Here is a 15,482-nt window from a genome sequence, read left to right as displayed (position 1 = left end):
GCCCGCTCGGGCTCGTGTCAGTGTCGGATCGTCTCAGCCCCCGGGTCCTCTGCGGCTCCCAGATCCTTCAGGGTTTCCGTCAATGGGGTGAAGGCCTTGCCTAGTTTGCGTGCGCGGACGTGCAGTGCGCGGGCCTCGCCGACCAAGGTGCGTTCCTCGTCGGAAAGAAGACCGGAGAACCGCTTGTCAAGGAGCCACGGCGCGTCGGTTGCTGCGTAGGCGGCCACGGCGTCCAAAAACACCTCCATTGTCCGAGCGCGACCCTCGAAGGACTCTCCAGGCACCTCTATCCATTCCAACTGTCTGCTCCAGAGGGCCTGTCTTGCGGGTATCCCGTCGATGTCGAGGTATGTACCGAAGGTTTCTGTGAGTCCACGCTTGCGACGAAACCCGTCTACCTCATAGACAAGCCGTGAGACATTGTCATCGTTCAGGGACGCGCCGACGAACAGCAAATGCCGAGTCTGCAGCAATGCCTGCAGCATCGCGCCAGCGGGCCGAGTGTTGGCGTCGTAGCCGACAAAGTGCCGACGGGTTAGGACGATACTTTCTGGTCGGTTGATGTCTCCGTGCAGCTTGAGGATCCACGGATGCTCTGGAACGGCGGGTTGCCATGGAAGGACGCTGGCCATAGGTCGGCCGCTTGCCCTGACGGCCGTCTCGTAAAGAGCATCGTAGTTCGTGGTGACCACTTCCTGACACCCGAAGCCAGCCAGGAGGGCATGAGCGAGCGACGGCCGAGTTGCTCGCGCCGTGATCGCTGCGACTGCCTTGCCTAAGTCGCGCATTTGGGATGACAGGAGTTCTGCTTGGTCTAATACATGGAGGTCTTGGAGGTCTTTGAGGTCCTGCGCTGTGAGGCCGGCACTGGCGGCGAGCTCCTCGACGAGGTGGCCCCACGTCGGTAGTCCCGCCGGGACACTGACTCCGGCACCCAAGAACAGGGCCAGGTGCCCCTTCTGTATGAGTTCGGCAAGATCACGGGCACGCGCGAGGTCCTGCTGGGACAAGTGCCATGCCGGCTTCGCCCGTCGTACGTGCTGAGCGGCGCTGAACACAGAGGCGCTCGGAGTCACCAACATGACGTCGATCTCGAGTTCTTTCGCAGCATCGACTAATGCGTCGATGAGGGCTCTAATGACTTCGCCACGCTGATCACCGAGACCACCACCGGCGACGCCGAGGACTGGCATGGCGATCCGTAGCTTGGTCCGTCCTTGACCGACTCGTAAACCACTCGAGCTGATCGCCGCGACGGCGCGGACTGCCCTGTCTGCCAACGTGCTGGCACCGCCGCCCATGGTGATGTCTCCAACATCCATGAACCAGACTGGCGCATCCGCTGAGCTGCGCGCGAACTCAGTTGGCCATTCACGCGGCTTCGCCTTCTCAGGTGCGTCCCCGATCACCGGACCCCAGTATTCACGAACCCTGAAACGACGGTCGGTCGGGACTATGGCGGCGTCGTGGACGACGTGCTCGAGACGCGATTGCGCAAGGAACACGTGACCGTGGCCTACCCCGTGATTGGACAGTGCGGCCCTCATCGGTTCAAGGTACCCACCGGAGGCGTCTCAGGCAGGAACCAGCTCTTCCTCGATGAATTTCACCTCGTAGGCGCTGAGGCCCGTCATGACCTTCGCAAGGTGCTGCCGATGCCCCACGAGAGTCTCGATCGCGCAGTCGACGGCGGGTAAGAACTCGTGTCCGGATGGAGCGCGCCGACGCATGGCCCTGGCCTTGCTCTCCACCGCCAAGCACAGCCGCATTTGCTCCGCGAGGTCAACAAGGTGGTGGGGCCGTGACACCGACTCGGGAGCGCTGGCGTGATTCGAAGCCGTTGATGCTCCATTTGCCTCGCCCCACAGGTTCACCAACATGTTCTGCACGGGGCCGGCGTCGAGACGTTCGGTGATCACTTCGCGGAAGTCGACATGTTCGGCGAACGGGGTGGGCGGTAGGGCGCTGAGATAGTCGAGCATCCGGAGATCTGAGACGCCCCATCGCTGTGAAAGCTCTTGGCGGACCGCGGCAGGCGTCATCGTGTCGGCCATCCCTGCAGCAAACAACTCCGTGAACACAGTTCCGCCTCGTGTGCATCATGGATCTCAAGGAGCGAGCGCATGTATGCATGAGTGCGTGGGCGAGCGGCTGCGATGGCCTCGTCCCGCGCTTGTTCCGTCTCAGGATCGAACGGGATCGCTGCCTGGCCATGCGCGATAGCTTGGAGTGACTCGAAGAACTCGTCTGCGCTCTTGGTCATGCAGTTTCTCCTTTTGACGTTGCGGACTCTCTCCGATATGTGCCACGCGACCTGCCGCACCATGTCCCCGGCAGGGTACTGCCAAACGAGGCGATTACTTCGCATGAGCACGCCCCCCGTGGTCCCCGCTCGCCGACGACTTTGCGACCGAGCGCTCAAATGGGGCTTGTATCTGGCGGTGCTCGATGAGCAGACTGGGCGGGCCCGGAATGCTGCACGCGGGCCCCCAGGTCGCTCTAGGCGTGAAAGCTGTCAACTAAGGCAACCGCACTTGCCAAGCGACCGGTTCTCTCACGAGGTCGGCGCCTGCACATGCTGGGCCTTCGAGTATTTGGAGGCGAGGCCGGTCGCCCTCGACATCGCTGACTAAGTAGAGAAGGTAGCGGGACATGTGCTTCTCAGCAGCGTTCCACTCATTCTTGGTGAGCACGAAGGACGCCATGGTTGGCCCGACGGTTCCCTTAACCTCCACGCAGTGCATAATCCCGCCTCGGACGTATGAGAGGTCGTAGCCGGGTGTCTCGCCCAACGCTGCGTGATGAATGACTGTCGCGTCAGCGGGCGACCCCAGCGTCTCAAGGAGGTAGTCCCTCACGAGCGCTTCGGCTCGGTCGCCGATTTGCTTCTCTCTACCCGCACGACGTGGCGACTTCAGTTGGACGTCGCCCGAACTTCCATGTGGGTCAGTGGCGACCAGCACGATGCCTTCAGCCAAGTGCGTCGTGCGGAGTGGGCTGAGTTGCTCTGCATCACCTGGGGCGGCCTCGACAGGTGTTGTCAGGAGTTCCTCCACCGCCTCCACGAGATCTTCATCGGAGCGGACAGCCCAAGTAGATAGCACGTGGTCCTCAACAGCCGACAGCTGGTTGGGTCCACCATTAGGGTGCCTCCATCCAACCCTGATCCCGCCGAGGTGACTGTCGAAAGCATCACGAGTGTTCTTCAGCGACCTCCCAAACGGCGTGGCCTCCCTTCCTTCCCCACAGGAAAGCCGGAACAGCTCGTACGCCTCGTGCCAACGTTGCACCCCAAGGATTGCTGGAGGGGTTCCGTCGGCCTCCGTGAGGCGGCTGAGGAAGTAGCCAGCCAACACCATCGCTTGACTACGGGGTTGACCGGCTCCCTTCTTCCGGCCGGGGGGCACAACGTCAGTCTGATCCTCGAATGCCATACCTCGATCTTGCCGCAACCGAAGGGATCGTCCACTCGACCACGTCCCCCGGCGCACAACCACGCCGCCAGTTCCTGGCGCGACCGCGACATCTCTATGTCTGAGTCCGCCACAACATGCCCTCAACCGTTCCCGCGGTCAGAACCAGCGTCGGGCAACTCGAACGCTCGGAGGCCATGACACCGTCTGCGGCGGCGCCATACGCCCGAGCGAGCGGGGACGCGCGCCCGGGATTCGCTAAACACCGTTGGGTCTCGCGAGCACGGCGGGCGATGTAGACCGGCCATCAGGGCATTGCCTCACTTGGCGGTCTGCGAGGACCTTCCCAGAGTCCTGGCGACGATCTCTGCGATCTGTCGGGCGAGAAACGGAGGTACCGCGTTACCGACTTGGTGGTACTGCTTTGTACGCCCGCCGATGAAGTAGTAGTTATCGGGGAAGGTTTGCAAGCGGGCGGCCTCACGTACGGTCAAACTGCGCATCTGCAGTGGATCGTAGTGAATGAAGTAGTGGCCATCCTTGGAGATATGCGAAGTCACGGTAGCACTAGGGCCCTTTGGCGCCTGCACCCTGAATCGATCCGTGAACGGCACGCGCTCCGCGTCGAGATTGCTGTGCTTTGGGACAAGCTTGGTAGGGAACTCACCAACACGGAGCTTCTTTCCCTGCTGGAGCTTGAAGGCTAGGAATGCATACCGCGCGAGATCGAGTTGCATATGGTGACGGGATTCGTGCTGCGAGATGCCCTTAATAGGATGCGCTGAGAGCCAATCACCCAGTTCACCGTCGAGGCGGGATGTGTACGCGCTAATGTGTCCATGTGACAGCTCGGGCACCGAGATCTTGCGGGGAAGGTCCACCTCCGCCTCCCTCCCAGCCAGCCTAAGCGCTTCGATCCAGTCCGAATCGCTGTCCCGACTCCGAGGGCTTACTCCAGATCGGATTCTAGGCATGTCTCCGATGACTGACTCAAGCGATACGGGCGGCATTTCCGACAAAGGCGAGAACATGGATGTGTCGATGTCGCTTCGGAAGCCCAAAAGGATAACGCGGTGTCGGGCCTGTGGAACGCCAAATTTTTCCGCCCTCACGATAAAGTCGGAGGGGGAGAGAGTGTCTGGATCTCCCTGAACGACACAGGACCTTAGGACGTAGGTCAGGCCGGGGGCGGGGTGCGTCAAATCGGACTCGATGGCCTTGAATATGGATCCGCCGCCATGCCGAGAGGACAGGAGCCCTTTGACGTTCTCCATCACGAACACGTGGGGTCGAAACGTCTCGATGAGGTGCAGGTATTCGCGGTATAGAGTGTGCTTGTGATCATCCTTGAACGATGAGTCATGCTTGCGCCGCGACCGTCCGACTAGTGAATAGGCTTGGCAGGGAGGTCCACCTATTAGCACCCAAGGCTCATCCTTATCCAGCGTGTCCTTCAGGGCTGACTTAACCAGTTGGTCGGAGACCTCACGCGTATTCTCTTTAAGCTCGTGCTTGTGCACTTCAGCGAGAGCGTGATCCCAGGCAGGCTTGAACGAGGGGTGAGAGGTGAGTCGAGTTTGAGTCTCGTGACCCGAGACGAAGTCCTGATAGATCTCGGGGACTCTGCCATCTAGGTCGATCGACTTCCTCAGAGCCGCCCGGAGGCGAAGTGTCTCGACCGCCTCCTTGTCCATTTCGATGGACGCGACGGTGTTGAAGACACGCCCGCTCTGATCCGTGACTCCAGAGAAGCCTTCGTTCAGACCCCCGGGGCCCGCGAAGACGTCTACAACCGGGATCGCACCCATGTGCACCTCTCTATCAGTGATTCCGCCTAGCGGGCGGCAGTGCCAGCCCCCAGGGTACCCGTGGACGCCCACACTCCTGCCACCGACCCTCGGCGCCCAGTGGCCGCCTCGTACGCCTGCGCGTCACGGCCGCGGTTGCACTCGCGCCACCGGGCTTCGTTAGGCTCGGGCAATGAAATCACGCGAGTCGTGGGCCTCCTCGCCAGCGGCACGCGCGACGATGCAGGCCAACCGTGGTCGAGACACTGGGCCCGAGCTCGCCTTGCGACGTGCTGTACACGGGCGAGGCCTGCGCTACTTTGTGAACCGTCGACCTCTGCCGCGCCTGCGGCGCACCGCCGATTTAGTGTTTCCAAGTCTGAAAGTGGCGGTTTTTGTAGACGGATGTTTCTGGCATGGCTGCCCACTGCACCACAATTACTCCAAAACCAATGTGGGTTTCTGGGCCGACAAGGTGCAGCAGAATCGCGCGAGAGACGCCGAAACGAACGCCCTTCTGACGGAGCAGGGGTGGGAAGTGCTCCGCATCTGGGAACACATGCCAATTAATGACGCCGCCGACTTAGTGTGTGAAGTAGTGCGAACAGCGCGCAAGATCAAGTTCGGGTCCGCTCCACCTGAAATGTAAGTCCCGAGCGGGGCCAGGTGGCAGTAACGAAGAGCCAACCGGGTAGGAGATGCGCCGGATGCGCCTCGATCATCAGGTTCGTGCTGTCTACTTGGGCGTCTGACGCCGACGCCAGAGTGATGTCTGGTGCGACGCCGCTACGATCGCCTAAACCGAACTCGCGCAGTCACTTCGACGGGGCTCCGGGGCAGACCTGTCGTCTTGACCGATTGTGAGATGTAATGCAGCAGGCAGGTTTCACTAGATCGACCGATACGACTGGCGCCGGCGAGCCACTAAACGACTCGACGACTCGAACGGCGGGGGGAATCTTCGACTACCACTTGGTTGGGCCCCGGAATGTCGCTCACGGGGTCATCTAGGGTGACCCCGCGTCCTCGATTCCACGCGCCGTCGGGTCAGGCCGGCTCCTGCCAGCCGGCGTTTAGCCCTTTGACATAGGCGCCGAGAAGGACTCGTGAGCCGGTTGCGTCCATGACTGCGCGACGTCCCCTCGTCATCTCTGTCAGAAGGCGGCTCTCCAAAGTATTCAGGTTGCCGGACGCCGATTCACGCATGAAAGCGTATAGGTCCCGCCATGTGGACTCCTCGATCTCCTCTACGTGGAGCCAAGCCTCCACAACGGGGTTGAAGCGAGAATTTATGGTCACTTCACGCTCGCCAAGCTTATTGAGTTTCATGGGAATGCATTCCCCCAAGAACGCCTCGCTCAGCCGGTAAGGCGTATCTGCCATTCGCTTCCACGCGGCCTCACGCTTCGCCCACTCGGTCACGTTCGCAACGAACCTGTCATCACCCGTGAGGATGTCCAAGGCCACTTGCGCGATGGAGACCGCTTCGGCCAGCATGGCCGTTCCCACCTGCTGGCGTTCCCAGATCATAAGGAGATCGAAGGATGAAGCGCGCGGTTCACGTCCGATCTCACGAGCCAGTTTCGCGACCGTATATGCCGTCAGGTTCGCCAAGTAACCCGACTCGTACCAGTCCGCCTTCGCGATCGCCGACCTGACCGCGTTGAACAAGATCGCCTTGGCCACGAGCCGTTTGAAGTACCCCTCGGAGAACTGCTCGGGGTCCTTCTGGAACTTATCGGCCACGACGCCCGCGAACGCCTTGAAGTTCTTCTGGGCGCCCGCACTCACGAGGTGCGGCTGCTGCTCCCAAGAAACGACGTACTTGGCGGCGTCGGTCTTGGTGATCACCTGGTTGCGGGGAAATTCTGCCTCGAACTTCCTTTGCTCGCTCAGCGATCGACGGTTTCGCTCGTTCAGGTACTGACCCCGGGTCCGCTCGTAGTACCACTTCGTCTGGAAGTTCACACCGGTTCGCGCCGGAGCGAGGACCTTCTTGGAGAGCCCCTCCATCTTGACGTGGAAGGGGCTATTCGAGAAGAAATCATCCTCGCGAACAGCATTCTGGCTATTGGCGTACCGGCTGATGAGCGGGACCATGTTCACGGCCTCTCCCGGTGACACCACGACGAGCTTCATCTGCACGAAGACATCCGTCAATGAGGCGTCCCGGTTGGCTTGGGTCGCGTAGAAGAGTGAGGCCGTCGTCTGTCCGCCGTTAACGATCTGGAGGTCAGTGATGTCCGTGATCAAACCATCGCAGTATTGGACGCCTGAGGCAGTGGCGCTGATCCCATTGTTGTAGGCAAGGAAGTGACCGGGCTCCTGTAGAACCGTCTCCCTTATGCCGCGGTTGATCTTGCCGCGGATCGTAAGGAACGACCGTACGTTTCCCTCGAGCAATCTACTCCCGTGCTTCGCATACAACGAGGCCAGGAGGCCACCGGGCACGGCGGCGAGGTAGGTCGTGATGTCGCGCGAACTGTCCTTAACACGTAAAGCCGGGATGCCTGTCACACCCCACTCCTTGAGTGGCAGCTCCAGTGCCTCGCGTCCTTGCGCGGATTCGTGGATCTGAAGGAACCGACCCATGTCCCAGATGTGGGATTCGGTAGGGGTATCGTCCGCGGAACTCGACTCGACAGCCTTGGCGCGCGAACTGAGAACCGAATCCGTGAGGAGGTAGAGCCGAAAGCGGCTTACCTTGTGCTCGACGTGCTTTGCACCGAGATCGCGCAGCTCGCGCAGAGTCTGGGCCAGCTGGTACTCCGCCGAGGACGGCTCGCGGTCGACGATGAAGTCTCCGGACAGCGCCTCTTTGAGGAACTGCTCCAATGCGCGCAAGGACGCCACCGCATCGGTGTATGTGAGGGTGGGTACAGCGGCACCTCCGGTGAAGTGCTGAACGAACAAGGAGATCGACCGATCCTGTTCGTCATGTGCATACCCATGAACTGCCAAGGATTGACGACGACGACCCCAACCGGTGAACGATAGGCGATCGACATAGCCGACCTCGTTTGCACTGACCAGCAGGTCGCAGACCTCCTCTAGGAAGGCGTCTGAGGTGAAGATCCCATCGACAGAGGCGCGTGTGGCAGCACGATTGAGTAGGTCGGCTCGGAACTCCTCGACGTCCATGTCAATTCACCGTCTCGTCGTGGGTGCGGAACTGTTCGATTGCAGAGAGCTCGATCTGGTATCTGACACGGCTCAAACCCTGAGGGATCTGCGACGCCCGGAGGGCCGGAAAGTCCGGCGCGACCGCGTAGGACGATACTCGGGAAACCACGAAGTGCGTGTCTTCGTAAAACGTGTCCGTTAAGTCCACGCCGAGCCGAGACAAACGCTGTTCGAAGCCCTCCGTGCTGTCGCCAGAGGAAGCCAGACCACTCCGAGCGCGATCCACGAGCTGTACGAGGTTCAGAGCCCCGACGGCGCCTTCATCGGAGTTCGAAATTCGCAGCACGAGTAGTTGCATGGCCTCGAGGTCAAGCTGATGCTCCGATGAGACCTTTAGTCGCACGGTGCCAGGACCAATGGCCTTCACTTCGTGATACGTGTCGGGGGCGAAGAAGAAGTCCTGCGGGAGACCCATCGGGCCTAGCCACCCTTCGACGGCACCAGCAAGGCCGTGGTCCGCGGTGAAGCGATTCAGCAGGAGCCACAGTTCCCCTATCAGGCCGCGCAGCTCCTCCATGGACAGTCGTTTGGTAGGGCGGGCCGTCAAGAGTCGACGCCACTCACCGATGACGACTCCAACACGGTCCAACGCTGCCGCCTCGCTTAATGCGCCCGCCGAGCGAGCGTGCACGTCGTCTGCGAGGCGGAGGAGTACTTCGTCGAACTTTCGGTCCTGCAGTGTAAACACAAGGTTCCACTTATTGCCTTGATCCTGGCGCCGCTCGACGAGGACCACATCCGAAAGTTGCGGCCTGGGCGGCTTCGCCTCGGAACGTATGACCATGCGGGCCACCCCGGCTTCAGTCGTGCCCACGAAAATCTCCAGTGGGTGCCCGGCGTCGGCGAGGTGCAAACCATGCTCGGATGACGTCAAATACTCTCGCCACACGTCGATCAGAGTCATTTCACTCGTCCAAGTCGTCGGCGTCGAAAGTACTGACCCTGAAATCCTCTGCAAATTCCTCAATGGCGGGCCCGTTCAGCCAATACTGAACATCGCCCGCCTTCGCACCCGGCTTGCCAGGAATCGCAAGCTTCAGCGCCATGAGTCCAGCGACGTCACGCGCTTGTAGCGACGCCCACACCGTCTGAGCGCGCTGCAGTTCCTCCTCGGCGCCAGCCTTGCCGAGTGTCGCCTTCGTTTGCACGCCGTCGAAACTGGGCTCGAGAGGGTAGATGAGAAGCGTCGGGTTGGGCAAGGCGCCATACACGTCGGGCTCTGTAAGGGATTTCCCATCATGACTGTACGTACGAGCCAGGTCGGTGCTACCGGCCAAGCGCGCAGAACTCCCGGAGACTCGGAAGGAACTGGAGACGCCGTCGTTCGAGTGACGAACGGCGCGCCTCGGCTGTCGCACCGCCAAACCGGGGAGCATCTGAAGGTCCTGGCCACTCCCGTGGACCACGCCGACCGTCCAGTTCTGGAAAGCCGGTCCCGACTGGTTCTTAATGATCTTGTCCAGTGAATTCGCCATGATCAGGTTGCCTCGGTCGTATCGGAACTCAGCCAGCAGTTGCGCAATCTGCTCCTTGGAGATGCCTGTCTTGCCTTTGAACTGCTGGTCCGGCTGGTCCCAGACACCGGGGTTTGCCGAGTCGATCTCCTTCAGGAATTTCAGAACTGCTGCCCAATTCCCCTCGAGAACATCTTCGGCGGCTGGAATCTTGGTCGTCTCGATACGTCGGCCGGACAGCGAAATGACCAATGACTTCGTCTCGGCCACCCCCTTCTTGGCGGTGATGGCTAGGCTCTCAGGGTGCTTGCGGACCAAGAGCCCGAAGTCTGCAGGAGTCCGCCCAAGGTCGCGCATCGTTGCGACCTGATCCGTCAACTCTCGGCATATATCACCGACGAAGCGGAACTGATCTGACACGTCGGGTGTGATCCAGATGCGCACCAGGTCCTCGTATCCGGGCCTGTAACCGAACCAGCGGGCCATCTGGAGGAGTGTGTCGGCCGAACCGACGACCCGGAAGAAGTAGCTGACAGTCAGGCCTTCCAGGGTAAGCCCTCGAGACAGCACGTCTCCGCCGACCGCGATCATGTTGTGTAGCTTGTCGTCGCTGGCCTTGTCCCTGGACGAATTGACAAGCACAACCGTGGTATCGATGACCACTGCAAGGAGCTTGTCCCGCGCCTGCTCCCAACTGACACCCGCGTCGCTGAAGTGGACATTAAACGTCTGGCCGAGCGCCCTGATCTGCGGGTGACTGTCAGCGCCCCGAACTGGTGGTTGCGCATGAAGCTCGATGGCGTTCTTGATTGCCGCAAAGTAGGCGGCCACAAGCTCGTGGACCTGACTCTGCACATGCTTGAACCTCGACACGTTCACAAGCATCGAGCGACTTCCCTTGTCTCCTCGCGCCAAGCGGATGGCGCTAGCGACGACGAAGCCCCGTACAGCCTCCTCCAAGCTCTCGGGGAGGTTCGGCACTGACAAGGTGGACTTGTGTTTGGGCGGGAACACATCGTGAGCATCGGTGATGTCCACCAGTGCCGCCGAGAGTGCCATCTCCGTTGTTCCGAAGTACCTTTCGGCGCCCGCATAGTTGGACGGTGCGGAGAGGGAGAAAATGTAGTGGTGGGGGAAGAGATCGTCCCTGAGGGCCTCATCGAAGGACTCGTGGTCGATGAAGACGTTGGCGAAAGGCGTGGCGGTGAACGCCATGTAGGAAGACCGGGTGGTGAGCGCTAGAAGTTCACGAATCTTCTGATTGATCAGTGTGGGCTTTTGTTCTCCGCTCGTGCCGTAATTCGTGTTCACCGACGCATAGTCAGATTCGTCGTCCACGACAAGCATAGGGATGTCGAACTGGGCCCCGTGGAACTGTCCTGACAGCCACTTTATCAAGTTTGTCAATGGAGTCTTGTTCTTCTTGATCACGAACACATACGGGTGATCCGCGTTCGGATCGATCTGGACGTTCTGACCTCCGAGGGACGTCTCGACGAAGTCTTTCGCGTATGTCGTCATGCCCTGACCCCGAAGGAATTTTTCCTTGGCGTGGCGGCCCACGCCCAGCACTTTGTCGTGACCGACTACTGAGGAGTCATTGCCGAGGAAGCCTTCATCGACCCTGAACTGAGTCTGCTTCCGCAGTGACTCAGTTCCGCCCGTCAGAAGGACCACCAGTTTGTAGCCTGCGTCTGCGGCTTTGTTTACGATGGCGATATACGTGGCCGTCTTCCCGGATTGAACTTCGCCGATAACCAGCCCCCGGCGCTTCCAACTCCCTTGTTGCCGGGGGTCGCCTAGGAGGTCGACCACCTCAGAGCTGGACTGATCGATTGAGTCGAGAACCTGAGGGGGAAGTCCCTTGTCAATCATCAAGTGCTGCTTGTAGGAGTACCAACGGGCGAGCTGGATCTCGCCCGTAGTCACCGCGTCTACGAACCAGGGACGATAGTGGGTTTTGATCACCACCGGTGGCTCGATGTTCACGGCAATGCGCTGGATCGCCTTGCGCTTCAGGAGTTTGAAGACCGCCGGATCGGCTGACTCCGGAAACATGTTCTCGATAGCAGGTCGCATTGCCTCGATGGTTTCCTCAGCCGCGGTAAGGGGAGCTGGGCTGCCATGCCGAACGACAATTGTGTCGACCAAGATCGTGACAGCGCCCTCCAGGTTGGGGCTCAGTAGGCCTGACTCATGCTTGTGGTCGGTTCCGGTCATGGGGTAAGGCGCTCCTTCATGATCTGAGCAAAGTTCGGGACCTCGCAGTAGGGGTCAGCGCTGGCGAGCCCGGCGATAAAGCTGTCCACAGGAAGCCCGTGCTGCCGGATGAGCTCCCAAGAACTCTCCGCGCGCTTCAGCAGGTCTTCGTCGCTGGGTGTGAGCGTGGGCACCCGGTCGCCGCTCATACGGTTGTGCGCATCGATGACCGGAAAGGTAGCTTGGACGTCGCAGAGCACCAGTTCGAACTGCCTGCGCTGAGCCTCCGACAGTCCTTGTTTGAAGGCCTCGATCGTCGGGTGCGCCGCGTTGATCTCGTACCGGAAAGACGTGCTTTCCTCAATCACATTCCACAGGTAGTCGATGTCCAGCGACGTGCTGACTTTGCGGCCGCGGAATCTCTGCACTCGCTCCCCGGGAAGCGTCATGGTTCTCGCGAGCTCCCGTAGACGGTTCCGCACCTTCGGGGGCGGGTCCGCTGTCGACTTCTTGACATCTAGGGCCCAGAGGTGGTCCAAGGAGTTAGGGATATCCACCCGAACGCGGGTGAGCTTAGCCATCTCGCTCCGGGGCATCACTCGGAACCACGTTCCCCAGATCACCAGACGACCACCTCGATAGACGTAGAAGCCTTGGGTTTCACGCAGGCCACCGAGCCTCAGGACGTTGTCGCGCTCCTTTGCCGAAAGCCTATTGAGGTAGGGCAGCGTAAACGCCATCAGTCGCACTGTCTCCCCTTCGACGTCTATCGGCTCCCATTCAGTGCGCTGGATCTTTGGTGAGGCCGACATGAACGGGTCGAGTGGAGCAATTGCTCCCCCGTTCATACGGAAGGCGACCCTCCGGGCCCCGTCACCGGCGATGAACAGGTGGAAGACCAGCGCGATGTGGTCCCTCACTCTCAGCGCGACCCGGTCCAGATCCTCCTGCTCGCTTCCCTCCGTCATGGCGAGTTGATCCAGGTCTCCCCAATGCACCAACGTGCCTGCGCTGGCTGCGTGGAGTTCATGCCAACCCAAGAGGCCCGTGATCTCGGCGCTCTCCAACTCGATCAGTGCCCAGTTTCCCGTGGTCATGACGTGATCAAGGCTCCACCGCAGGGCAGTGACAGTTCCTTTCGCTTTCGTCACTAGGGTCAGCGTTCGGCACTGGGACAGCGAAGCGGTCTTGAGCCCAAGCCCGAAACGGCCAAGATCCTCAGGCCCTCGCGCTTTGCTCGGGCTTACAGCCGCCAAGCGCATGGCGTCCACAGCCTCGGGACGAGTCATGCCGCGGCCGTTGTCGACCACGGCGAGATGGAAGGGACCGTCGGCGCTTACGAGGACGTCCACTTGGCTCGCACCCGCTGCGATCGAGTTGTCGATCACGTCCGCTACAGCCGATTCCACGGTGTAGCCGATCGATCTCATGGACTCAAGTAGGGCAGGGTCGGGCGGCGCATCGATTGACTTCATGGTCGCGCACCCATCAACAAGGGTGAAGGGGCCGGATCGAGAGCGAAGCCCGCGCTGCGGCGGGGTTGTTGCCGGCGGAGCCCATGGGTCACCTTGGCGCCCTAAGCGGCTGGATCACGAACACCCTTCCCCCCTGTGTCAACCATGACACGTCCATTTCCGATCTCCGCGGCCACCTCCGTGCCGTCAGGTCCCGTTTCTACCACGCGCCTGAGACCGTGGTTGGCAGCCGTCTTCCTCGGAGTGCCGATTCCCGCCGGCGACAAGTTCCTCGCAACCGTCCTTTCAGTCCAGCCGCTGTCGAGACATCCTCGATCGGAGGTAGGCCAAGCATCTGTACGTCGTCAGTCTTGATAACCAAACTAGACAAATGGCACCGCCGCGACAGCCTCGCTACGTTGCGCGGCGACAGCGCTGACAGGCAGGAACCCGTGCGCGCCGACTGGGGGCTGAGTGGGCCGCCTACGCAAGGACTGGAGTCGACCACTCGATCTGCACCGATTCAGGGTCGAAGTTGCGTCCTTTCCCCGAACCAACCGGGCGGACGGTGATGCGCATGCCGAGGAGCCTGATGACGCGCTTACGCGTATCGACGTCGGCTGCGTTCCAGGCATCCTCGACCGTCGTACCGGTGAAGGAGGCCAGCTCTGGGTTGGGTTGGGCCGCCGCCAGCTGGGCACGCTCTTCGGCGAGCTGCGGTTTGAGGCGCTCCGAAACACGGCGGAGCTGATCGCCGGTAATCACGTCGTCGGCGAACTGGTCGGCGGCGAGGGCTAGCTTTGCCTCGAGGGCTGCGATTCGCTCCCGTGCGCGTTTCGCGGCAGTGGGATCTCCACCGAGAAGTCGGACGCCGTCACGCTCGAGAACGCCTAGGACCACGCCGGTGATGAGTTGGTCCACGTTGGCCATGCGGCGGCGCACCTTCATACATCCGGCGTGGGCGCAGGTGTAGCTGTGGGGGTAGACGCGCTGGCGGCCAGACTTGAGGACGTAGGTGTACTCGTTGGTGCCGACCAGCGGGCCGCCGCAGACGCCGCAGTATGCGATCGAGGTAAGCAGGTACTTGGGTTCAGTGCCGCGGTTGTTGCTTCGCCGTCCGGGGTCGGTGAGGAGGGCGACGACGCGTTCGTGGGTCGGCCGGTCAATGATGAGCTCCCACTGTCCTGGTCCGACCTCCTTGCCCAGGTGGGTCCGAACGCCACAGTTGCGCCAGCGCAGCAGCATCTGGCGCAGGACGACGGTCTGCCAAGGCTTTCCGGTGCTGGTGCCGATGCCGCGGCGGTTCAGGTCGTTGCAGATCTTCCAGAGTCCATGACCGGAGAGGACGCGGTCGACGCACTCGCGGACTATCTCTGCTTCCGTCGGGTTGATCGCGAGCGTTCGGTCCGGACGGAAGTCCCATCCGTACGGTCGCTTGCCGATATGGGCGCCGCTGGCAGCAAGCTCCCGGTGCTTCGCCTTGAGCCGGCGACGTTGCTGCTCGACCTCGTACCGAGCCACCGTGCCTTTCATCCTCGCCATCATGCGGCCCTGCTCGGTGGCCAGATCGATGTCGCCGCCCACGGACGCGAGCTTGAGCCCAAGCCGGTCCGCGTGATCAATGACGTCCTCGAGCTCTCTTGGCGTACGGGTGAGTCGGTCCACGTCCCAGACCGCGACACCCTTGATGAGGCCCGTCGCAACGTCGCCCATCATCCGCTCATAGGCCGGCCGGAGTTTGCCCCTGGTAGCGCTTACGTCGTTGTCTTCGTAGACGCCAGCGACCGTCCAACCCAACCGCTTGACCAGCAGTTCGCAGTCGGCGAGCTGGCGCTTGACTCCGAGGCCTAGACCGTCGGAGTCGCGAGAGATCCGCACGTAGATGCCCGCCGGCAGAGTCATGACACGCTCCAAGGAAGAAGGTCTAGAAGAACATACTGCCGATCGTCTTCCTCACCCTGCCCGTGACGGTCCTCTTCGCCCTCTACCCGG

10 protein-coding genes are annotated in these 15,482 nt (G+C 61.2%); 1 reads left to right on the top strand and 9 read right to left on the bottom strand.

Features of this window, described 5'->3' with window-relative positions; translation table 11 throughout:
• Positions 1-17: 17 nt before the first annotated feature.
• The 4 genes from AC1DE0_RS15900 to AC1DE0_RS15885 form a co-directional block, all read right to left on the bottom strand.
• Positions 18-1,547, bottom strand: coding sequence for an SIR2 family protein (locus tag AC1DE0_RS15900; protein WP_478102270.1), 1,530 nt, complete (start codon positions 1,545-1,547; stop codon positions 18-20).
• A 27-nt stretch (positions 1,548-1,574) separates the two neighbouring features.
• Positions 1,575-2,054, bottom strand: a complete 480-nt coding sequence (locus tag AC1DE0_RS15895; protein ID WP_478102268.1) for a hypothetical protein — start codon at positions 2,052-2,054, stop codon at positions 1,575-1,577.
• A 465-nt stretch (positions 2,055-2,519) separates the two neighbouring features.
• Positions 2,520-3,434 carry a protein NO VEIN domain-containing protein gene (locus tag AC1DE0_RS15890; protein WP_478102265.1) on the bottom strand — a complete coding sequence of 305 codons (915 nt, stop codon included), beginning with the start codon at positions 3,432-3,434 and terminating at the stop codon, positions 2,520-2,522.
• Between the two features lie 299 nt (positions 3,435-3,733).
• Positions 3,734-5,221 (bottom strand): DNA cytosine methyltransferase, encoded by a 1,488-nt coding sequence (locus tag AC1DE0_RS15885; protein WP_478102263.1) that lies wholly within the window; start codon positions 5,219-5,221, stop codon positions 3,734-3,736.
• A 172-nt stretch (positions 5,222-5,393) separates the two neighbouring features.
• Here AC1DE0_RS15885 and AC1DE0_RS15880 point away from each other — a divergent pair, with 172 nt between their 5' ends.
• Positions 5,394-5,849: a very short patch repair endonuclease gene (locus AC1DE0_RS15880; RefSeq protein WP_478102261.1), complete on the top strand. Its 456-nt coding sequence runs from the start codon at positions 5,394-5,396 to the stop codon at positions 5,847-5,849.
• A 398-nt stretch (positions 5,850-6,247) separates the two neighbouring features.
• On the opposite strand, the gene AC1DE0_RS15875 is transcribed toward AC1DE0_RS15880, so the two are convergent.
• From AC1DE0_RS15875 to AC1DE0_RS15855, 5 genes are all read right to left on the bottom strand, one after another.
• Entirely contained in the window at positions 6,248-8,341 is a 2,094-nt protein-coding gene (locus AC1DE0_RS15875) for an AIPR family protein (RefSeq protein ID WP_478102259.1), read from the bottom strand.
• Between the two features lies 1 nt (position 8,342).
• Entirely contained in the window at positions 8,343-9,287 is a 945-nt protein-coding gene (locus AC1DE0_RS15870) for a PD-(D/E)XK motif protein (protein ID WP_478102257.1), read from the bottom strand.
• Position 9,288: 1 nt separating this feature from the next.
• Positions 9,289-12,057, bottom strand: a complete 2,769-nt coding sequence (locus AC1DE0_RS15865; RefSeq protein ID WP_478102255.1) for a Z1 domain-containing protein — start codon at positions 12,055-12,057, stop codon at positions 9,289-9,291.
• On the bottom strand, positions 12,054-13,511 hold the full coding sequence (locus tag AC1DE0_RS15860; RefSeq protein WP_478102253.1) for an ATP-binding protein: 1,458 nt from the start codon (positions 13,509-13,511) through the stop codon (positions 12,054-12,056). The genes AC1DE0_RS15865 and AC1DE0_RS15860 overlap by 4 nt, the downstream gene beginning before the upstream one ends.
• A gap of 462 nt (positions 13,512-13,973) precedes the next feature.
• A complete protein-coding gene (locus tag AC1DE0_RS15855) occupies positions 13,974-15,392 on the bottom strand; it encodes a recombinase family protein (RefSeq protein WP_478102251.1) in 1,419 nt (472 codons plus the stop codon).
• Positions 15,393-15,482 lie beyond the last annotated feature (90 nt).

This window comes from Terrabacter sp. 05T424 (genome assembly GCF_056396225.1).
The sequence above is the reverse complement of the archived record's forward strand: the minus strand, read 5'-3'. Positions and strand labels throughout refer to the sequence as shown.

Bases quoted from the DNA above. Each gene is read 5' to 3' on its own strand.
- AC1DE0_RS15900 (WP_478102270.1), bottom strand. From the start codon at position 1,547: ATGAGGGCCGCACTGTCCAATCACGGGGTAGGCCACGGTCACGTGTTC.
- AC1DE0_RS15895 (WP_478102268.1), bottom strand. From the start codon at position 2,054: ATGGCCGACACGATGACGCCTGCCGCGGTCCGCCAAGAGCTTTCACAG.
- AC1DE0_RS15890 (WP_478102265.1), bottom strand. From the start codon at position 3,434: ATGGCATTCGAGGATCAGACTGACGTTGTGCCCCCCGGCCGGAAGAAG.
- AC1DE0_RS15885 (WP_478102263.1), bottom strand. From the start codon at position 5,221: ATGGGTGCGATCCCGGTTGTAGACGTCTTCGCGGGCCCCGGGGGTCTG.
- AC1DE0_RS15880 (WP_478102261.1), top strand. From the start codon at position 5,394: ATGAAATCACGCGAGTCGTGGGCCTCCTCGCCAGCGGCACGCGCGACG.
- AC1DE0_RS15875 (WP_478102259.1), bottom strand. From the start codon at position 8,341: ATGGACGTCGAGGAGTTCCGAGCCGACCTACTCAATCGTGCTGCCACA.
- AC1DE0_RS15870 (WP_478102257.1), bottom strand. From the start codon at position 9,287: ATGACTCTGATCGACGTGTGGCGAGAGTATTTGACGTCATCCGAGCAT.
- AC1DE0_RS15865 (WP_478102255.1), bottom strand. From the start codon at position 12,057: ATGACCGGAACCGACCACAAGCATGAGTCAGGCCTACTGAGCCCCAAC.
- AC1DE0_RS15860 (WP_478102253.1), bottom strand. From the start codon at position 13,511: ATGAAGTCAATCGATGCGCCGCCCGACCCTGCCCTACTTGAGTCCATG.
- AC1DE0_RS15855 (WP_478102251.1), bottom strand. From the start codon at position 15,392: ATGACTCTGCCGGCGGGCATCTACGTGCGGATCTCTCGCGACTCCGAC.